Source organism: Anabaena sp. CS-542/02, assembly GCF_028331085.1.
GTDB classification, from domain to species: domain Bacteria; phylum Cyanobacteriota; class Cyanobacteriia; order Cyanobacteriales; family Nostocaceae; genus Anabaenopsis; species Anabaenopsis arnoldii.
The window spans coordinates 1-21,184 of record NZ_JAQMTM010000093.1; the positions used below are offsets into that span (position 1 = coordinate 1).

Here is a 21,184-nt window from a genome sequence, read left to right on the forward strand (position 1 = left end):
CACCGCTGGTGTACCAGTTATTCCACCAGGAGTAGACGCTGGGTAGCTAAGTGCGGAGCGGATAACCGCTGAAAGCATCTAAGTGGGAAGCCCACCTCAAGATGAGTGCTCTCACTACTAAAGTAGGTAAGGTCACGGGCAGAACACCCGTTTATAGGCTCTATGTGGAAGTACAGTAATGTATGTAGCAAAGGAGTACTAACAGACCGAGGGCTTGACCTCATCACTCTGGTTTTCGCGTTACTTGCAGTCTTCAGGGTCTCTGACCCACTATTCTTTCCTGGTGTCTATGGCGCGGTGGAACCACACTGATCCCTTCCCGAACTCAGAGGTGAAACGCTGCAGCGGCCACGATAGTTGAGGGGTAGCCCTCCGCAAAAATAGCTCGATGCCAGGTTTATATTTAAAATAAAACACCCCCTCATTCTTGCAAGAATGAGGGGGTTTGTTTTTTGCAGGGGCTAAGGTGTTGGGGCTATAGACGTTATGGGGATTATACGTTATATTTACTGATATCATTTATATTTATACAGTGTAAATATTTGACAATATACTAAGTTTTATGTTGAATATATAAATAGTACTACTTGTACTAATATCAAAATATTTCCAGTTTCCAGGCATTTACTTATGATTAACATGAATAATTCATCTGGCTTATTTAATATCAATCGTCGAATGTTTTTAAATATACTGGTTTCTGGTGTTGGAGTTTATCTGACTAAAGATGTCATATTTCCAGAAATTGCGAGTGCTAATGATAATGGTTTTTATGAAAGATATCATGTTTTTATTCCTTATGATATTGCTAGAAGGGGTGGTATTCAAAAAGTTACTTTGAGGTCTGGAGATACTTGTCAATTACCAATTCCTGCAAAAATTATTGAAGATAATACAATTTCTATTCGTAAAATTGGGTTACAAGGTAATGATGTCAAGTTTATTTTGCATACTTTATATGATCCAGATGTGAGAATAGCTGACAAGATTTATCAAGAAATTGATCAAGCTGATTTTTTGCGTAAATCTGCCACTAAATCACAAGTAAAACAAATTTATGAGCTAGTTGAAGATAGTGAATACATAGAAGATACAATTTCTCTGGATTTATTGCAATACTTGGTAGCTTCATCTAACTTAGATGAGCAAATTCGTCAAAGATATGAAATAGCTCATCAAAATTGTCTGTTAAATATCATTGAAAAAGCACTTGAAACAGCACTAGCTAAATCTGAAATTTCTGAAGATAAAAAGAAAAAACTTAGAGGTACATATCAATATGTGAGAGCTTCAGAACCCGTTCCAGATTTTAGTTATCTCACGGAATTAGAAGCGATTATTACGGGTTCAGATATTCCTGTTGCTATTAAAAGATCCTATTCAATAGCTAGTGCCAAATCTAGAGCTTTTACTGTAGATACTATCATTATCAAGTTAATTACAGAGAAATCAAAAGGACAGAAACAAGAAGAATTTTTACTAACCTATCAAGAAATTCGAGATGGGAAAAAGATATCTGATCCAGAGACTTTAAAATCTCTAGATTCATTTATTCTCGAATCTGATATTTTAAACAGTTGCAAATTAGTTTATTTAACGGCACAAGGTCGGTTCTTTGAAAATGCAGAACTTGTTGATCTCATAGCTAAAAGTAATTTGACTGAAGAACGTTCAAAATCTTATAAGGAAGATTGGGAAAAAATTTTTCAGGTAGCTCTCCAACTTAGCGATCAAGGGGTAGCTGTTGTACCCACAATAAAAGGTATACTTCACACTTTGGGAGCAGAAACAGCGACAGGTGTATTATTAAGTCAAGCGCCTCTGACTGCAACTTTAGCTTATTTAGGTGGTGGTTCGGTAGCTGCTGGTGGTTTGGGAATGTTAGGAGGTTTAGCAGTAGTTACTGGGGGAGCAGCTTTAATAGGAGCAGCGGGTTTAGTGTCTGTTGCGCTTGTATCTCAAATGGATGGAGAAGACTATAAAAATTTAGGAATTGCCGCGGTAACCGGAACTTTAATTGGTGCGGCTGCAGTGTTCATTGCTTGGACTGGTGCTTCTGCTTTGGGGGTAGCAGGTACGTTATCAGGAGCAGCAGCTATTACTACTCTCATTTCTGCTTTGGGAGGAATAAATGTGATTACAGGAGGAGCTTCTTTAATAGCTTTTGGTGCTGGTTTTGTGGTGTGGTCTTTTTTGAAAGGAAAAAAACGTAGAGATGCAAATATACTACATCAACTGGAATCACGATTGTATACTTTAACGGAAATGCCAACTTCTCCTAAATTGGTAGAATTTCTTGATTTTATTAACAATAAATTGAATAAACAATATACAATTAGTGGTTTTGAAATTGCTCCTAATATTACCTTAGATAAGTTATCAAATGCTCTGTCTAGTTATGCTGCTTCATTTCTTGACTCTGATGAGAAAATCCTAGCTTTAAAAGATACATGGAATGATGGTAAGGAAGGTGTTATTTTAACAAATCAAAAGCTAATTTGGAAAAGTGGCCGGTCAAGTCCTGATTTTATATATTTTTATGCTATACTAGAAGATACCAAAATTCCTAGATTGTTTAATGATAAAGACTACATACATTTTTCGTGGATGATGGAAGAAATAGGAAAAAAATATGATAATATTCAAATCTAGTTGGTAAATCTATCTAGGTTTTGTTGTATTGACTAATAAATAATCTAACTCCATTGGATTAAAATCAGGAGATTATGGAGATAAACAAATATAGCAATTACCATTTAAGTGAAGTACAAGCAGTAATAATTAAACGCAGATAAACGCAGATGATTTTGTACTTCACCAGGCTGGGAAATGCTATATTTGAAATGTTATTTTTAACTTGAAGCACTTGTATTCACCTCTGCTTATGAATCCGATCAAGCAGGAGCAAGAAAATTATTCGCCCAAGCGCAGAACAGAATTAGCGATCGCTTGAATCGGTTGGTGCTGATTTGCTTTGTTGACGGTTGACGGTTGACTCCTCATTGGAGCTATATAAACAAAGCCCAGATACCCATAACTTTTATTCACTGTATCGCCTTGGTGTATAAACTGAAATAGTCCCATCCCGGCGGTGAATTGTCCGGGTTTGGCTGGAACCAATTAAAATCACAGTCCGCATATCCGCTGCATCTGGTGTTAACTCTTGTAGTTGAATAACTTTGACACTTTCCCCTGGTCTGCCGAGATTTCTAGCTAATACTACTGGTGTATCTGGTGTTCTATATTGCTGTAAAATTTCTCTGGCTGCTGTTAGTTGCCAAGTGCGATCTTTGGACACAGGGTTATAGAAGGCTATGACAAAATCTGCTTGAGCAGCCGCAGCAATGCGTTGTTCAATAATTGACCAGGGTTTTAAAATATCAGATAGTGAAATGGCGCAGAAGTCATGTCCCAATGGTGCGCCAATGGCCGCAGCTGCGGCTTGCATGGCGGAAATACCCGGCGCAACATGAAGATCAATACTTTCCCATTCTGGTTTGGGGTTTTTATCGCACACCTCAAATACCGCCGCAGCCATTGCATATATCCCAGGGTCACCAGAGGAAACTACAGCGACATATCGCCCTGTTGCTGCCAAATCCAGCGCCATTGTCGCCCGGTCGATTTCTTCCCGGTTGTCTGACTCATGGAGTTGTTTACCCTCAGCCAGAGAGCCGATTAAGTTGATATATGTTTTATAACCCACTAAGTCAGTGGCAGATTTAAGTATTTCTCTCACCTCTGGAGACATCCACTGAGAACCACCCGGACCAGTACCAATAATCGCTAACCGCCCTCTGGCTTGACCGATGGTGCTGGTATCAATAGGGGCTGGAGCAATGGCAATTCTGGCGTGAGGACATGGGGAGGATAATCCAGAAGACCCGGTTACCATAAGAGCTATGGCTTGGGCTGGGCTATAACCTTGTGAGATGAATTTTTCTAACTGATTTGAGGTAAAAAAGCGAATAGGTACTTTAAAGGCGTTAGCAATGGCTTCTGTGGCTGGATTTGCAGCCAAGGTAATATCTGCAAAAATACCCCCTAGTGATGCTGGGGCTAGGGCTGCATCTGCTAAAAGCTGTTGTATTAAGCCTACATCAACAATATCACTGATGGTAACGGCTATAGTTGCTGGGTGATAAACAAGGCGGTTGGGTGCGGGGGTGACTAAGCGTTCTGTAACCTGGATGGTTAAATTACCATCTGGGTCTATGGGTAATTGACTATTACTCAACCAAGGGGCTGTACCTTCTAGCTTAACTTGCGCCCCGGCTAATAAATCTGAGATAAATTTCTTAGCGTCATCTGGGTTAGCTAAATGATACCCTGGTGGGGGAGATAATAAAGCGGTGCGGAAACGAAGATCACCTGTGGTGGTAATTGCTGGTTTCACATCCAGGACTTCCGCAATGCGTCGCGCTAAATCATTCACCCCATTGAGTCCACCCAGCAGGGGAACCACCGCACTCCCATCTTCAGCTACTGCTAATACTGGGGGTTCCTGTTTTTTATCCGAAAGCATGGGCGCTATGGTTCTGATGAGAATACCAGCTGCACAAATCCCAATTAAGGGTGTTCCCTGTGCGAATAATTCCCGTAATGTTTCACTAAAATTCGTGAATGTAATATCAACCTTAGATGTGCGACCTGCCAAACCGTATAATGTCCCACCCTGTAGTATGCTGATGATTTGGCGGGCTAGTGGGACGCTGTTTTGACTAAGTACCACAATGGCAGGTGCAATCTTGATCATTATTTAATTTACAAGTTTTGTATATATCTTTTCCAATGAAACCACAGATGAACACAACTGAGTTTATAAATTCGCGCCATGAGCAGAACTGGTTGGTAAATCTATAGCCGACTTTTAGTCGGGATGATAATCATTGAGAAGTAAGGGACTTGATCTGGATCAACTTGATCCAGGGGTATAATTGTTTGTTGTGCCATTGTTGCCCGCTCAATGTATAATGCCCGTGATGCTAACCCTAATTGATGTAAAACATCTCGCACTTTGGTAAAATGGCGACCTAGTTTCATAATCGCCGCTGCATCGGTTGCTAGCAAGTGGGTGATTAATTGTTCGGCTGGCATGGGGGCGGGGAGAACGGTCATGATATCGTTGTAATAGGTAAAAGGTACACCCAAAGCCACAGGACAAGCCATGAGTGAGGAAACTCCGGGGACAACTTCCGTTTGGTACTTCTCAGATAGACGTGTGAAAACATACATAAAAGAACCGTAAAAAAACGGGTCACCTTCACACAAAACCACCACATCACGTCCTGCGGCTAGATGTTCGGCAATGGGTGCAACTTCTTGGTCGTAAATAGCACTTGCCGTTTCTGGTTCTAAGGCGCGGGGTAGGTGAAACAGGACTTCGATTTGATGACCAGACAGATATTGAGAGACGATACCCCGCGCTATACTCTCTTTATCTACTGCGGACTGATAAGCCACCACAGGAGCAGCTTGTAATAGTCGCAGTGCTTTCAATGTCAGTAGTTCTGGATCACCTGGACCTACACCGATTCCATAGAGGCGGCCTTTGGTTGGCATAATTATTCTTCCTCTGTTCCTAGGGCATTAACTGCTGCAGCTGCGATCGCACTGCCACCACGCCTACCATATAAAGTTAAAAATGGTACATTGTGCCTATTTACTGCGAGTGCTGCTTTTGACTCAGCAGCGCCCACAAATCCCACGGGAAAACCTAAAATAATCGCTGGCTTGAAAAATCCTTCTTCGAGCATTTCCAGAAGGTGAAATAGTGCTGTAGGTGCATTACCAATTGCTACCACTGCGCCATCTAAGTGCAAGCGCCACAATTCCACCGCTGCAGCTGATCTGGTATTACCCAACCGTTTAGCCAGGGCTGGAACTTCCACATCATAAAGGGTACAAATAACTTGGTTGTTTGCTGGTAGTCTCTGTCTGGTAATACCCTCAGCAACCATTCGACAATCACACAGAATTGGCGCACCTGCTGCTAGTGCTGCGCGTCCACGCTTTACCGCATCGGCTGAATATCCCAAGTCATTAACAATATCAGTCATTCCACAAGCATGGATCAGGCGTACAGCAACTTTTGCTACATCAGGCGGCAGCATATCCAGCTTGGCTTCCGATCTGATGATCTCAAAGGACTTACTGTAAATTTCTTTAGCATCTCGGATGTAGTCAGACATGGGAAAATCGGGAATAGTTAATGGTGAATAGTGAATGGGAGCAGAAATAAACCTACCTCACTGGGGAGAACAACAACTGTAATTGCTCAATCTCATATCGATTAACAAATTCTCCAAAGGATTCATTGCTGTTTCGGCATTGCATTTTATACACTTGTAACATCTGTTCTAACAATACAGGTATCTCGTCCATACTCACATATTGATAAAGTTGACGACCAAATTTTTCGTTGCTCTCACCTGTACCAACATAAATCTGATAAGCTCCCAAAGTACCATTTTTTGATTCTAGGCTGACACCAAGCATAGTAATATCACTATTACGATGGTGGGCGCAAGATTTTTCGCAGCCGCTAAAGTGAATATGAACGGGGTAATTGAGGCTAACATGAGTTTTGAGATAATTTGCTAAGATCAAAGCGTCACCTTTCGTATCCGTAGCTGAAGCTGCACAACCTTGATTACCAGAACAAGCCACTAATGCACTATTGATATTACTCCCTGAGAAATCTAAATTTAAAGTAGCTATTTCTTGCTTAACATTGGGAAGCGATCGCTGAGGAATGTCAGTCAACAGCAGATTTTGCCAAGGAGTTAACCTGAGATTCCCACTACCAAATTCTGTTGCTAAATCAGCTAAACTCCGCATTTGCTGACTTTCTAGCCGACCCAGAGGTAAAACCACACCAATATAAAATAAGCCCTGCTGACCCTGGGGATGAACGCCGATATGTGGATACTTAAAGTTTAATGTGTTTTCGGTCAGGAGACGGGATGAAGAATTGGTTGTGTCAAAGCGCTGATGGAGAGTGAGTTTAAAAGCTAAGAGTTTTTCAACTTCTTTAAGATAACTTTCACAACCCAATTTATTTAATAACTCTCGCAAACGTAGCTTGCGTCCACTGTGAGGATCGGTATGATTTAGGTAAACCTCAGCCAAAGCTGCTAAAACTGGTAAACATTGCTCTGGCAATAATACAATTCCCATATCAAGGGGTGGTTTTCCCCGATCGCCGACGCTCAGACACAGACGAAAATAAACTTTACCATCAATTAAAACAGCAGCGAACATGATATCGTTGAGGCGATCGCATACGGAAACTTGACCACCACCATCAAAAGCAACACTAAATTTTGCCGATAGTCCTGATAGGTTGGGGTGTGCGGCGATATAATTATCCCACTCTTGCACAAAGGGACGGGTATCAATTAATTCTTGGGTATCAATACCAGCCGTAGGACTGGTCATAATATTACGAATGTGGTCAACAGCGAAATTAGCAGCACCAATACCTATATTTTGTAAATTCTGGAGAACACTGGTATTTATTCCCGAACGCAGCTCCCGGATTTGGAGGTTAGCGCGATTAGTCACATCCACATAACCACCCCCATAATTCTCCGCTACATCTGCGATCGCATGACATTGTTTACTATCCAGAATCCCACCTGGTATTCTGATGCGAGATAATATCCCATCTTGGGCTGGTGTGTCATAAAATAATCCAGGACATAAGGCAAAACCGGACGGCAAAATATTCACTCCTTCCCTGTGCGACGCAGGTAGTAGATAATGTGTCTTGATGACACTGTTAGGGTTGGCATTCTGACTTGGCAAGTAAAAAAAACTGAACATTCTGCTTTGGTCTTACCATTACAGCTGCGGCACAGTCCCGGAATTACACCGGAGTTTCCCAACCTATTTCCTTACTAATCTAACATGATCAGGTATTCAGCCCACCGGATGCTGCATTTTTTTTAATATTCACTTAAATATCGTACTGAGTATATCTGGATACTGTATTTACAACCTCCATTAACCCTATAATAATTACTTAGGGTGATTACGCAAAATTAACTAAATCAACTAAGGTGTCAGGCTGGAACCGCACTACACAGGAAACTAAGCATCCACGATAATGCTCAGATGTAAACACCAATAGTGTGATATTAGTGGAACCAGGCTCCAAGATGCGCTTCACCTTGCAAACCTGCATCTTATTCTTACAGTAGGCAATAATGCGATCGCCTGCTTTGACATCCAACGCTTTAATTTTCAACTAATAATCAACCTAATTATGAAATTTAACCAAGTCAAGTAAATATATATTACCATATATTACTTGTGTAAAACTTGTAATGCACATTGATTATAACACACTCATAAAAGTTGGAAAATTCCGCAATTTTGGAGCGGAAAAACTACCACATCTAGTGAAATTATTATCAGCTTCTATGACAGGTAAATGGCTATCGATTGTTGGTATTGGTGAAGATGGGTTACAGGGGTTAAGTGCGATAGCACGTTCCCTGATTGACCAAGCTGAGGTGATTATAGGGGGCGATCGCCATTTGGCCATGTTACCGGGAGTGTACCGAGGAGAGAAGATAGCCTGGACATCACCCATTACCACCTCAATAACAGAAATTATCCGCCGTCGGGGTCAATTAATCTGTGTATTAGCCAGCGGTGACCCCTTATGTTACGGTATCGGTGTCACCCTTACCCGACAATTCCCCCTAGAAGAAATCACCATCATCCCTGCGCCTTCTACCTTCAGCCTCGTTTGTGCCAAACTAGGATGGTCTTTAACCGAAACAGAAACCTTGAGTTTGTGTGGTCGTCCCGCGTCTCTTCTCCAGTCTTACATTTACCCCCAGGCGCAACTGTTAATTTTGAGCGCCGGAAAAGACACACCGGCAATTGTTGCCGAAATCTTGACAAATCGCGGTTATGGTGGTAGTAAAATTACTGTTCTAGAACATCTGGGTGGTATTCAGGAAAGAATTGTACAAGGTACAGCCGCATCTTGGAGTGAAACAGAAATTGCGCCTCTCAATGCGATCGCAGTTAATTGTATTGCCGATTCTGGGGTAATACCCTTACCCAGATTACCAGGATTACCAGATCATGCCTATCATCACGATGGACAATTAACTAAGCGAGAAGTCAGGGCGGTTACCTTGGCAAAATTAGCCCCCACTCCCGGAGAACTATTATGGGATGTCGGCGCGGGTTGCGGTTCAATTTCCATTGAATGGATGCGTACTAATTCCCGATGTCAGGCGATCGCCATTGAACAGAATCCTGGTAGACTAAAGTACATTGCAGACAACGCCGCCGCTTTAGGAACCCCCCACCTCAAAATTATTCCCGGTCAAGCACCATCAAGCCTAAAAGATTTACCTACACCGGATGCTATATTTATCGGCGGTGGAGTCACGGCGGAAGACCTTTTTGATACTTGTTGGACAGCATTACGTCCCGGTGGGCGGTTGGTAGCTAATGTTGTCACCATAGAAGGGGAGCAAACCTTATTTAAATGGTATAATCAAGTTGGTGGTAATTTCACTCGTGTTTCTATTCAAAGAGCTGAACCTATTGGTAAGTTTTTAGGTTGGCGAGCTATGTCCCCTGTGACTCAGTGGGTGGGAATGAAGTTTTAAACGCAAAGAACTGCGCAGATCAAGCAAAAACCACATCCTCATACACTTGTGCTATGGTCACCTCAAAGTCAATGCTAGTTAGTCGCAATGACTTTTGTTCTGGGGTGTAGAATTGCAATACCCAGAGTCCTTGGTCGTTACGACTGAAACAGTCGATACGCTGACGTTTTGTATTGATTAAGACATACTCTTGCAATGTGGAAATTACCTGGTAATCTGCAAATTTATCACCACGGTCAAAGCCCTCAGTAGAATCAGATAAGACTTCGACAATTAAACAAGGGAATTTTTTATAGTCCGGCGTTTCCCGATCTCTTGGGTCGCAAGTCACCATGACATCAGGATAGTAGAAACGATTCAGCGATTCAATCCTGGCTTTCATATCGGCGATGTAAACCCGACAACCTGAACTACGTACATGATTACGCAGCAGACTAGCAAGGTTGAGAGCAATAGTCACATGGGAGTCAGAAGCCCCAGCCATGGCGTAGATATAGCCATCAATATATTCGTGTTTGGCGTGACTATTTTCCTCACTTTCTAAGTATTCTTCCGGATTGACGTAGATTTCAGGGGAAGTAACCATATTGACAACCTGAAGGTATAGAGTGAATTGCTAGAGTTTCATCCTGAAGCGAGAAGTGAACAGCTTTCATACTATCTATTATATGAATATAAATATGGGAAATGTACCTCTAGCATCACATTTGAGGTCGTGACCTGATACTGTGCTGGAGTTGCTCATGTATGAATGTTTGGTGACTTGTTTAGACACAGATGAAAAAATCACTCTATGTCAGTTTATTTTGCAATTAAGTGCTACCAATAAACGTTACTTCTTAAGAAATGAGATTTTACATATTTTTGCCGATTACTGTCAAAGGAAGCAAAAGCCCGCTTACTTTTACTACTCTTCTTCTGTTGGCAGATTAATTCACAATACCCATGAAATGATTTTAGAATCTGAAGGTACTTGGTTTGTTTTTCGCCCCAGGATTGCTAGCCAGGAAGTTTGGCGACTGCAAGCAGACTGCTCTGGATTTGAGCCGGTGACACCCCAAGCATGGTTGGATGTTAGCGATCGCCTGGTTAACCGCTACCAACCCCACATTCTAGAAATTGACTTTCAACCCTTTTACCCCAAATCCACCAGAATTACTGACCCCAGAAACATTGGTCAAGGATTAGCCTTTCTCAATCGTTACTTATGCGATCAACTGTTGACTGACGGCAATTATTGGTTAGAGGTGTTATTTCAAGCATTATATCAACTAACTTATGATCAAAAACCCCTGCTAATTAGCGATCGCATTCCCTGCGGTATCCACCTCACTCAACAAATTAAACAAGCCCTAAAATTTCTGGAGCAATTACCCCCTGAAGAACCCTACGCCAATTTTCGCCCTCACCTACAAGAACTAGGTTTTGAACCGGGGTGGGGTAATACATCTGGGCGCATATCCGAAACCCTAGAACTGTTAGAACAACTTATACGCAGTCCCCAACCCGCTATCTTAGAAGCATTTGTCACCCGCATTCCTGCTATTTTTCGCGTGGTTCTCATTTCCATACATGGTTGGGTCGCTCAACAGGATGTTTTAGGTAGAGATGAAACACTAGGTCAAGTGATTTATGTCCTGGAACAAGCGCGCAGCTTGGAAAATAAACTACAAACAGAACTCAAACTAGCAGGTCTGGATTTATTAGGAATTCAACCCCATGTAATTATTCTCACTAGACTTATTCCTAACTGCGAAGGTACAGAATGTAATTTGCGGCTAGAGAAAATTGATGACACTGCAAACGCTTGGATCTTGCGAGTTCCCTTTGGTGAATTTAATCCTGAGATTACTAACAATTGGATTTCTAAATATGACATTTGGCCTTATTTAGAACAATTTGCTCTGGATGCAGAAAAACAACTATTAGCTCAATTTCAAGGTTGTCCCGATCTGATTGTTGGGAACTACAGTGATGGTAACTTAGTAGCCTCCCTGCTTTCCCAAAGCCTGAAAGTCACTCAGTGCAACATTGCCCACACTTTAGAAAAACCCAAACATTTATTTAGTAATCTATATTGGCAGGACTTAGAAGAACATTATCACTTTTCCGCACAATTTACCGCTGACTTAATCAGTATGAATGCTGCGGACTTTATCATCACTTCATCCTATCAAGAAATTGTCGGCACGCCAGATACAATAGGGCAATATGAGTCATACAAGTGTTTTACCATGCCCCAGCTATATCATGTAGTTGATGGCATTGATTTATTTAGCCCTAAATTCAACATGGTTCCCCCTGGAGTCAGTGAAAATATCTTTTTCCCTTATAGCCACAAACATAGGCGGGATGTTGAATTTACCAACCAAGTACATGATTTACTATTTACTCGTAAACATCCCCAAATTCTCGGTCATTTAGACCAGCCTCATAAGCGACCCATCCTCAATGTTGCCCCCATCACCTCAGTGAAGAATCTCACAGGTTTAGCGGAATGTTTTGGCAAAAATTCAGCCTTACAAGAGCATTGTAATCTGATTTTTATTACTACTAAACTGTATCCCACCGAAGCAAGCAACCCCAGAGAAGCAGAGGAAATTCAAAAACTCCATGACATAATTAATCAATATGAGCTACACGGCAATATACGCTGTATAGGGATGCGTCTTCCCAGTCGTGAGCTAGGAGAAGCCTATCGAGTCATTGCCGATACTCAGGGAATTTATGTTCACTTTGCCCGCTTTGAATCCTTTGGTCGGAGCATTCTGGAAGCCATGGTTTCCGGTTTACCCACTTTTGTGACTAAATTTGGTGGTGCTGTAGAAATTATTGAAGAGAGAGAAAATGGATTTCATATTAATCCTACAGACGAAAAAGAAACAGCAAACCAAATTTTGAGCTTCATAGACAAATGTGATACTCAACCCCAACTCTGGAGAGAAGTTTCCCAGGGGATGAGTCAACGTATTCTAGATAAATATAATTGGCAAATCAACAATAGTCAAATGCTCTTGCTGGCTAAAATATTTAGCTTTTGGAACTTTGCCGCTCCTGAAAATAATGCAGCTAAACATAGATATATAGAAACATTATTCCACCTGATTTTTAAACCCAGATCCCAAATAATTTTAGAACAACATATGCAGAATTCTGTCATCGTTAAAAAGTAAAAAGTTTTCCTTCCTAATTGGGAATTTAGCACAGGGATTGAAGATGAATAAAAAAAGTGATTATAACCAATTGATATATACAGATTGGATATTAATTGAAACTGCATTTGACCCCGATCAGTTACATTCCAGAGAAACCATCTTCACCATCGGTAACGGATACCTGGGAACACGGGGGAGTTTTGAGGAAGGCTATATTCGTGCATTACCAGCTACTTTTATCAACGGTGTCTATGATCATGTTCCTGTAGTTTATACTGAACTCGCAAATTGTCCAGATTGGTTACCATTGATACTCAACATCAATGGCGATCGCTTCCGTTTCCATGAGGGAGAAATATTACAGTACGATCGACAACTAGACCTACGTCAAGGCATTCTCAGCCGTTCTGTACGCTGGTGTAGTCCCACTGGGCAAACCATAGACATTGAGTTTGAACGATTTGCTAGTTTAGCTGATCAGCACGTATTAGGGCAACGCTGCCAGATAACGCCTGTGAATTTTGATGGGGTAGTCGAAATTCAGGCTAGTATTAACGGCTACCCAGAAAATCAAGGTTTCAACCACTGGGAAGCAATCGACCAGGGTAAAACCGCAGCAGGAATCTGGTTACACAGCAGAACTCGCGGCTCCCGGATTGATATTGGTATGGCTGCAAGGGTGGTATTATTAGGAACTGAATCCGCTTTACAAGTGCATACTGCTCCTGGCTACCCTACGATAACTGCAACCTTTCTGGCTACACCACAGCAGACAGTGACAGTAGAGAAGGTAGTCACAGTTTTTACCTCGCGGGAAATTTCGCAACCAGTCTCAGCAGCTCAAGAAAAACTCGCGCACTTACCAGACTATATCACCCTGCGGCAAGCCAACGCCCAAGCATGGGATGAGGTTTGGCACTACAGTGATGTTGCCATAGAGGGGGATAGTAAAGCCGCCTTTGCCATCCGTTACAATTTGTTTCAGCTGTTAATTGCCGCCCCCAGACATGATGAAAAAGTTAGCATTCCCGCTAAAACCCTTTCGGGATTTGGCTACCGTGGTCATATCTTTTGGGACACAGAAATTTTTATTCTGCCCTTTTTTATCTTTACCCAACCAGCCCTAGGGCGTAATTTACTGAGTTACCGCTATCACACTTTAAATGGTGCCAGACGTAAAGCATCCCATTATGGTTATAAAGGGGCGATGTATGCTTGGGAAAGTGCTGTTACGGGGGATGAGGTAACACCACGTTGGTCGCTTCCTAGTGATTTTTACGGTAATGATATCAGAATTTGGTGTCGTGACCACGAAATTCACATTAGTTCAGATATTTCTTATGCTGTCTGGTATTATTGGCAGGCAACTGGTGATCATGAATGGATGCAAAGGTGCGGTGCAGAGATTATTTTAGATACCGCCATTTTTTGGGCTAGTCGCGTTGAGTTCAATTCTGAGCAAGACCGCTATGAAATTCTCGGGGTAATAGGAGCAGATGAGTATCACGAGTTTGTTCACAATAACACCTTTACTAACCGGATAGTGCAATGGCATTTAGAAAAAGCTGTCATAGTTAATGACTGGCTGCATCAAAGCTTCCCGGAAAGAGCCAAGGAATTAGACGAACAACTACAACTTAACCCTGAAACGAAAAGCCAATGGCAGCAGATCGCCGCTAAACTCTGGATTCCTTACGACTCTTCAACGGGATTAATAGAGCAGTTCCAGGGATTTTTCCAGTTGGAAGATATTAACCTGAACGACTATGAACCACGCACCCAGTCTATGCAGGCCATTTTGGGGATCGAAAAAACTAATAAGTTGCAGGTACTCAAGCAGCCGGATGTATTAATGCTTTTATATATGATGCGGGAATTGGGAGATTTTCCCTACAATCAAAAATCATTACAAGCAAATTGGGACTACTACGCACCCCGCACGGATATTACCTATGGTTCATCTTTAGGTCCGGCAATTCATGCCATCTTAGCCTCAGATTTAGGAAAACGGGCAGAAGCTTATCAACGTTTTATGCAAGCAGCAATGATCGATCTTGAGGACACCCGCGGTAACACTGCTGATGGTATTCATGGGGCTAATGCTGGGGGAATTTGGCAAGCTGTGGTTTTTGGTTTTGGTGGAATTAAACTCAGGGACAGTCGCCCTGCGGCTAACCCTCATTTACCCCAGGGGTGGACTGGTCTGAGGTTTAAACTGCATTGGCGGGGTGAATGGCACGAATTCAATTTACGTCCCCAAATTACTCAGGGGGAAAGTCACAAAGGATTGATTTTATTTGCGCCCTCTTCTTCCCCCATCCACGGGGTAATTTTTGACCTAGATGGTGTCTTAACTGATACGGCTGAATATCACTATTTAGCTTGGCGGAAACTAGCAGATGAAGAGGGTATAGAGTTTAATCGAGGAGCTAATGAAGCTTTGCGGGGTATATCCCGTCGGGCTTCTTTAATGTTAATCATTAAGAATAAAAAATATTCAGAGTCACAAATTCAGGCAATGTTGGCGCGCAAAAACCGCTACTATGTGGAGATGATTGCTAATATTACACCCAAAGATTTGTTACCAGGTGCGATCGCTTTGTTGGATGAGTTGCGACAACAGGGTATTAAAATCGCTATTGGTTCAGCTAGCAAAAATGCCCAGATGGTTGTGGAGCGTTTGGGAATTGCTGATCAAGTCGATGCGATCGCTGATGGTTATAGTGTACAACAACCTAAACCTGCACCCGACTTATTCCTATATGCAGCGGAGCAATTAGGAGTCCCACCAAAGCAATGTCTAGTCATTGAAGATGCAGCAGCGGGTATAGAAGCAGCCCTAGCTGCTGGTATGTGGGCTGTGGGTCTAGGTCCATGTGAACGAGTTGGTGCGGCTCATGTTGTTTTACCTAGTTTAGCCGGTGTGACCTGGGCGGGGTTGCAAGCCCAATTAAGCAAAGCTGTTGTGTGAGTGTGGGTATCAATATCTGGGTAATTACAGATGAACACAGATAAATGTTTACTTGATTCGGTGTTTTAGGAGATCATGTTATGTCTAGTTCAGCAAGAGTCAGGGAAATACTTCAATCAATTAAAAATATTCCTCAGCAATCAATGAACTATATTTCGGAAGCTGTGAGCAGAATTTTTAGTCCTAGAGATGATGACTATCCAGCGACGGGGGTTCAACCTTTTGAAGGTGACCCTGCTGATAAACACAAGGATTAACAGCCAAGGGCCCAAAGGACACCAAGAATATTTGATCATTAAGGTATCATAGCCTGATTGCGGTTAATTAACCTCACTCAGACAAAAACAGCTATATGTTTATTAAACCTTATACTAATGCTTTGAGTAGGGCTTGAAGTTTCAGCTGCACTTCTGCAAATTCTTTCTCAGGATCCGAACCAGCAACTATACCAGCACCAGCATACAGCCTGGCGCGATCGCCATCTATTAATGCTGAACGAATCCCAACTATAAATTCACAATTCCCCCTACCATCTATCCAACCTAGAGGCGCAGCATATAAACCCCGCTCAAAGTTTTCATAGCGACGAATTTCAGCACAGGCAAAATCTCTGCTGGCACCGGCAACCGCTGGGGTAGGATGAAGTTGGGATACTATCCTTAAGGGGTGAACGTGAGGGGGAACTCTGGCTATAATGGGCGTCCATAAATGCTGGATGTTAGATAATTGTCTCAGTCGCGGTGCTAATACCCGGGGTGACAAACCTAGCTGTGATAGGTGTTGAGTAATAAAATCAATCACTAAAGAATGTTCGTGTCTTTCTTTGATACTATTTAGTAAGCGGTTGGCGTTAGCTGCATCTTCTGCATCTGTTGTACCTCTGGGTGCAGAACCGGCTAAAGCGTCGGATACTAATTCTTGATTATTAACACTAATTAGTCGTTCTGGACTCGCACCAATAAAGCTTTGTCCTTTGCCATTACTGGTAGAGAAAATATAACAATTAGGATGTATTTCCCGCAAATTATGTAGGGATTTGAATAAATTAAAACTGTTGCTTGATTTCACATCTAAGGCGTTGGCTAGGACAATTTTACTTAAGTCACTCGTGCGAATTTTTTCTACTGCAGATATTACTGCTCTTTTAAAGTCTTGAGGATTAGTTACAGATTGTTTGCTAAATTTATTTGGTACTTGATCCCATTTATTCACAGTAGATTCTAATGACTGAATTTGCTTGATTTTATCGTGCAAATCCTCAAGGATATTTTCTACATTCCTGTTGGAATTGATAATTATATTGTTAACTAATATACACTGTTGATTTTTAACTGCTATTTGCCAACGTGGTAAAAAAATTGTCGCCGATGGAAATGGGTAGTCTATTTGGGAATTATACTCAAAAAACCTGAAATAACAAAAAAAGTGAGGACCACTAAAACTATGCTCAGTTATACCAAAATTTTTGATATCTTGGAGACGGGATTTAATAAAATATTCAGCTTGCTGAAAACGTTGTTTGCCATCAATTTCTAGTTTTAACACCGTATCAATGGCGGCGATCGCTTCTCCCTTAGCCTGGTTCTCAATGTAAAAATTTATATCGTTTTTATACGTAAACTTATGTAACACAACCAATGGATCTACCCAGTCAATATTCAGGGAAATACTCACAATTTGCCCACAATTATTTTTGAGGCAATTTTCCTGAACTTTGCACAGAAAATGGTATAGGTCTTTGTGTGTAACAAAGAAGTTGCTGCGACATGGTGAAACTGTCATGGGTCTAGCAATAGTAAAGTTTTTTTAAGTTAACTTCCTAAAGTGTAATTAAACGTGGTGGTATTTCTACAGGTAGCATATTCAGTTGCCAATTCACCAGAGTATGGTTTGCTGTATTGATGGTGTTCCCATAAGCTAAACAGTTATCTGTGAGTTTTGGGTGAACCAACCACAGTAAATACCATAAGTTTGGCACTTAACTAGTCTTTAGTAAAGCACAGGATGGTTTTGCACTACCTGGATGGGCGCTGGTGTCTCCAGAACCAGTAAAATTTTAGATATGAGTAAGATAACTATAATCTCATTAATAAGGACTGATGACTACAAAGCAGGTTGTAAATCCTCAAATTAAATTATGGATAGCGGCAATTAAACCGCCAATGTATAGTGTTGCTATTATGCCCATTTGGGTAGGAACAGCAGTAGCCTTTGCGGAAACTAAAGGATTTAATTTAGTAGTATTTTCTACTTTTATAGGGGCAGCAATTTTAATTTTAGCTTGGGAAAACATTAGTAATGATGTTTTTGATGCGGAAACGGGAATTGATAAAAATAAACATCATTCTTTAGTTAACTTAACTGGCAAAAAGTTATTAATATTTTGGTTAGGTAACTTGTGTTTATTGGCTGGTTTACTGGGAATCATCGCCATTGCTACTTGGCAGCAAGACCCGACTGTGATAGGTTTGATTTTGGTGTGCTGTGCTTTGGGCTACACATACCAAGGGCCACCTTTTCGCTTAGGATACCAAGGTTTAGGGGAAATTATTTGTTTTTTTGCCTTTGGACCTTTAGCGATAACAGCGGCATACTATAGCCAAACTCAAACTTGGTCTATGACTAGTTTAGCAGCTTCTGTGATTGTGGGCATTGCTACCAGTTTAATTTTATTTTGCTCGCACTTTCACCAAGTTAAGGATGACATAGCAGCGGGTAAGCGATCGCCTGTGGTGCGTTTGGGAACCGCCAAAGCTGCAAAAGTCCTCTATTGGTTTACCAGTAGTATTTATCCCCTGATTTTGTTATTTGTTGTCTGGGAGGTGTTCCCACTCTGGACTCTGCTTAGTTGGCTGAGTTTACCTTTGGCTTTACAGTTATGTCACCATGTGCAAAAAAATCATTATCTCCCGGAAAAGGTGAGTAATTGTAAGTTTATTGCAGTTAATTTACATTTTTGCTGTTGTTTGCTGTTGGGTTTGGGGTTTATCTTAGGGGTTGGTTAAGATTTTTAACTTTGATTTTCGTTGCTACAGGAGGCGGTTTTTACAACCATTGATTACTAATCATGGGGTTTGGTCTACCCGTGAGGGTGTAATCATTCATTTGCGTGATTCTGGGGGTAACTGTGGTTGGGGCGAAATTGCACCTATTAGTTGGTTTGGTTCGGAGACTCTAGAGGAAGCTATAGATTTTTGTCGCCAATTACCAGGGATAATTACACGGGAGATGATTTTCTCAATTCCCGATACCTTACCCGCTTGTCAGTTTGCTTTTGAGTCAGCTTGGGAAGCAATGGGTAATTTACTCAGATCCCCTCAATCTCTCCGTTATAGTGGATTGTTACCAGCAGGGGAGGGGGCGTTAAGTAAGTGGAAACCCCTGTGGGAGCAAGGATACCGTACATTTAAATGGAAAATTGGCGTGGGTGAGTTTTCTAGGGAGTGGGAAATCTTTGATTTATTAACCCGGAGTTTACCCCCTACAGCTAAATTGCGATTAGATGCTAATGGTGGACTGAGTTATGAGGAGGCTAAACTATGGTTGGGAATTTGTGACCATGTTTCTCATGTGGAATTTCTGGAACAACCATTACCAATCCCAGAATTGGCGGCGATGTTGGACTTAAGCGCTAGTTTTCAGACTGCGATCGCCTTAGATGAGTCTGTGGCCACATTCCCACAACTACAATACTGCTTTCAAAAAGGTTGGCGAGGGATTTTTGTGATTAAACCAGGGATAGCGGGTTACCCTTCCCGTCTGCGCCAATTTTGCCAACAGCATCATATTGATGCGGTGTTTTCCTCAGTGTTTGAAACCGCAATTGGTAGACAAGCTGCTTTACAACTCGCAGCAGAATTGTCTCCCAAAAATCGGGCGGTTGGTTTTGGTGTCAATCATTTTATCAACTAAACTCCTGACCATCGCGGTTGACGGTTGACGGTTGACGGTTGACTGGGAAGAGGTGTGACCATCAACAGCCATTAGCCCTAAAAGTGGACTATTGGGTTACATATAATACTCTCGTCCATGATTGTTAACCCTATTTATAAAGTTATATTTAACGCCCAGTCGGATTTATCCGACTTGAGCTATTAGACAGGGGTTTCTAACCCCTGGCTCCCGGTGGTCGTAGCTCTTAAACCCTGACCCGTCAACAGTCAACCGTCAACCGTCATCACAGTTATAATCAAATCAACCTATACTTAAACTTTTATGACTAAATGGTTTAACACAGCAGGCCCTTGTCAACCGGATATACATTATACCCTACCGACCAGTGAACGGTTACCAGAATTAAAACGCCTGATTGAACAGCGCAATTACTTTGTCATCCATGCACCCAGACAAACCGGTAAAACCACTGCCATGCTTACCCTAGCACAGGAATTAACTGCCAGTGGTAAATATACTGCCGTCATGGTATCCGCAGAAGTAGGCTCGCCCTTTCCCGATCAGCCAGAAGTAGCAGAAACAAGGATTTTAGATGCTTGGCAAGATGCTATTGACTGTTGGCTACCAACAGAATTACAACCACCGTTCTTAACTAATGGTAATCCACCTCAACGTATTGGCTCCTTCCTCAAATCCTGGGCAGAAACTTCTAAGCGCCCCTTAGTAGTGTTTATTGATGAAATTGACTCCCTGCAAAATCAAACTTTAATTACTGTCTTAAGACAGTTAAGGGATGGTTTCCCCCGTCGTCCCCAGAGCTTTCCCCAATGTGTGGCCTTAGTTGGGATGAGGGATGTACGTGATTATAAGGTAGCTTCTGGTGGTAGTGACAGGTTAAATACCTCAAGTCCCTTTAATATCAAGGTGGAATCTTTAACTTTAAGTAATTTCACTTTAGAAGATGTACATAATCTATACGCACAACACACCGCAGCCACGGGGCAAATCTTTACCCCCGAAGCTGTTAACCACGCCTACTATTTAACCCAGGGTCAACCTTGGTTAGTCAATGCGATCGCCCGTCAAGTTACAGAGTATTTAGCAGAAGATGTAAATATCCCCATCACGGTAGATTTAATCAATCAAGCCAAAGATATACTAATTCAAAGGCAAGACACCCACTTAGATAGTCTCGCCGAGCGACTGCGAGAAGATAGGGTTAAGGCGATTATTCAACCCATGTTAGCTGGGGAAGAATTACCAGATGTGCCTAATGATGATATTCGTTTTCTCCTAGATTTAGGATTGTGTCGTTATCATCCCATCAGAGGTTTAGAAATTGCTAACCCCATTTATAGAGAAGTTTTACCTAAAGTTTTAGCCTATACCCCCATTATGTCCTTAGGGGTGATTGAACCTGAATGGTTGAGTCCTAGTGGTGAATTAATCCCAGAAAAATTATTAGACTTATTCTTAGACTTTTGGCGACAACATGGGGAACCATTATTTAAAAGTACCCCTTACCC

16 protein-coding genes, 2 rRNA genes and 1 riboswitch are annotated in these 21,184 nt (G+C 41.8%); of the genes, 10 read left to right on the forward strand and 8 right to left on the reverse strand.

Annotated features, from left to right (window positions below):
• The 3 genes from PN447_RS10950 to PN447_RS10960 form a co-directional block, all read left to right on the forward strand.
• Positions 1-222, forward strand: a 23S ribosomal RNA gene (locus PN447_RS10950); the annotation flags it as partial.
• A 57-nt stretch (positions 223-279) separates the two neighbouring features.
• A 5S ribosomal RNA gene (rrf, locus tag PN447_RS10955) occupies positions 280-397 on the forward strand.
• A 242-nt stretch (positions 398-639) separates the two neighbouring features.
• Positions 640-2,652, forward strand: coding sequence for a hypothetical protein (locus tag PN447_RS10960; RefSeq protein ID WP_271763041.1), 2,013 nt, complete (start codon positions 640-642; stop codon positions 2,650-2,652).
• Positions 2,653-3,040: 388 nt separating this feature from the next.
• Here the strand turns inward: PN447_RS10960 and cobJ are convergent, their stop codons facing one another.
• The 5 genes from cobJ to PN447_RS10985 all read right to left on the reverse strand — a co-directional run bounded on the left by cobJ (position 3,041) and on the right by PN447_RS10985 (position 8,251).
• Positions 3,041-4,756: a precorrin-3B C(17)-methyltransferase gene (cobJ, locus tag PN447_RS10965; protein WP_271763043.1), complete on the reverse strand. Its 1,716-nt coding sequence runs from the start codon at positions 4,754-4,756 to the stop codon at positions 3,041-3,043.
• A gap of 101 nt (positions 4,757-4,857) precedes the next feature.
• A complete protein-coding gene (locus tag PN447_RS10970) occupies positions 4,858-5,562 on the reverse strand; it encodes a precorrin-2 C(20)-methyltransferase (RefSeq protein WP_271763045.1) in 705 nt (234 codons plus the stop codon).
• A gap of 2 nt (positions 5,563-5,564) precedes the next feature.
• A complete protein-coding gene (locus tag PN447_RS10975; RefSeq protein ID WP_271734048.1) occupies positions 5,565-6,191 on the reverse strand; it encodes a precorrin-8X methylmutase in 627 nt (208 codons plus the stop codon).
• 52 nt (positions 6,192-6,243) lie between these two features.
• The gene (cobG, locus tag PN447_RS10980; protein WP_442867095.1) at positions 6,244-7,827 is read right to left on the reverse strand and encodes a precorrin-3B synthase; all 1,584 of its coding nucleotides are present in this window, start codon (positions 7,825-7,827) and stop codon (positions 6,244-6,246) included.
• Positions 7,783-7,902, reverse strand: a riboswitch (adenosylcobalamin-variant (AdoCbl-variant) riboswitch). It overlaps the preceding gene by 45 nt.
• 133 nt (positions 7,903-8,035) lie before the next feature.
• Entirely contained in the window at positions 8,036-8,251 is a 216-nt protein-coding gene (locus PN447_RS10985) for a hypothetical protein (RefSeq protein ID WP_271763048.1), read from the reverse strand.
• Positions 8,252-8,426: 175 nt separating this feature from the next.
• Between PN447_RS10985 and cbiE the strand changes: the two genes are divergently transcribed.
• Positions 8,427-9,638, forward strand: coding sequence for a precorrin-6y C5,15-methyltransferase (decarboxylating) subunit CbiE (cbiE, locus tag PN447_RS10990; RefSeq protein ID WP_271763063.1), 1,212 nt, complete (start codon positions 8,427-8,429; stop codon positions 9,636-9,638).
• A 19-nt stretch (positions 9,639-9,657) separates the two neighbouring features.
• Here cbiE and PN447_RS10995 read toward each other — a convergent pair whose 3' ends face one another.
• Positions 9,658-10,224, reverse strand: coding sequence for a Uma2 family endonuclease (locus PN447_RS10995; RefSeq protein WP_271763049.1), 567 nt, complete (start codon positions 10,222-10,224; stop codon positions 9,658-9,660).
• A gap of 157 nt (positions 10,225-10,381) precedes the next feature.
• Between PN447_RS10995 and PN447_RS11000 the strand changes: the two genes are divergently transcribed.
• From PN447_RS11000 to PN447_RS11010, 3 genes are all read left to right on the forward strand, one after another.
• A complete protein-coding gene (locus PN447_RS11000) occupies positions 10,382-12,811 on the forward strand; it encodes a sucrose synthase (RefSeq protein WP_271763052.1) in 2,430 nt (809 codons plus the stop codon).
• A gap of 43 nt (positions 12,812-12,854) precedes the next feature.
• Positions 12,855-15,764 (forward strand): beta-phosphoglucomutase, encoded by a 2,910-nt coding sequence (pgmB, locus tag PN447_RS11005; RefSeq protein WP_271763054.1) that lies wholly within the window; start codon positions 12,855-12,857, stop codon positions 15,762-15,764.
• Between the two features lie 80 nt (positions 15,765-15,844).
• The gene (locus PN447_RS11010; protein WP_271763056.1) at positions 15,845-16,021 is read left to right on the forward strand and encodes a hypothetical protein; all 177 of its coding nucleotides are present in this window, start codon (positions 15,845-15,847) and stop codon (positions 16,019-16,021) included.
• A gap of 109 nt (positions 16,022-16,130) precedes the next feature.
• Here the strand turns inward: PN447_RS11010 and PN447_RS11015 are convergent, their stop codons facing one another.
• Together PN447_RS11015 and PN447_RS11020 are read right to left on the reverse strand one after the other, a co-directional pair.
• Positions 16,131-17,546, reverse strand: a complete 1,416-nt coding sequence (locus tag PN447_RS11015) for an isochorismate synthase (protein WP_271763058.1) — start codon at positions 17,544-17,546, stop codon at positions 16,131-16,133.
• A 37-nt stretch (positions 17,547-17,583) separates the two neighbouring features.
• The gene (locus PN447_RS11020; protein WP_271734057.1) at positions 17,584-17,742 is read right to left on the reverse strand and encodes a hypothetical protein; all 159 of its coding nucleotides are present in this window, start codon (positions 17,740-17,742) and stop codon (positions 17,584-17,586) included.
• A 121-nt stretch (positions 17,743-17,863) separates the two neighbouring features.
• Between PN447_RS11020 and menA the strand changes: the two genes are divergently transcribed.
• From menA to PN447_RS11035, 3 genes are all read left to right on the forward strand, one after another.
• Entirely contained in the window at positions 17,864-18,769 is a 906-nt protein-coding gene (menA, locus tag PN447_RS11025; protein WP_271763059.1) for a 2-carboxy-1,4-naphthoquinone phytyltransferase, read from the forward strand.
• The gene (locus PN447_RS11030) at positions 18,762-19,676 is read left to right on the forward strand and encodes an o-succinylbenzoate synthase (protein WP_271763060.1); all 915 of its coding nucleotides are present in this window, start codon (positions 18,762-18,764) and stop codon (positions 19,674-19,676) included. The genes menA and PN447_RS11030 overlap by 8 nt, the downstream gene beginning before the upstream one ends.
• Positions 19,677-19,979: 303 nt before the next feature.
• Positions 19,980-21,184, forward strand: a 1,205-nt coding sequence (locus tag PN447_RS11035; protein WP_271763062.1) for an ATP-binding protein, incomplete at its 3' end; no start/stop codon positions are given.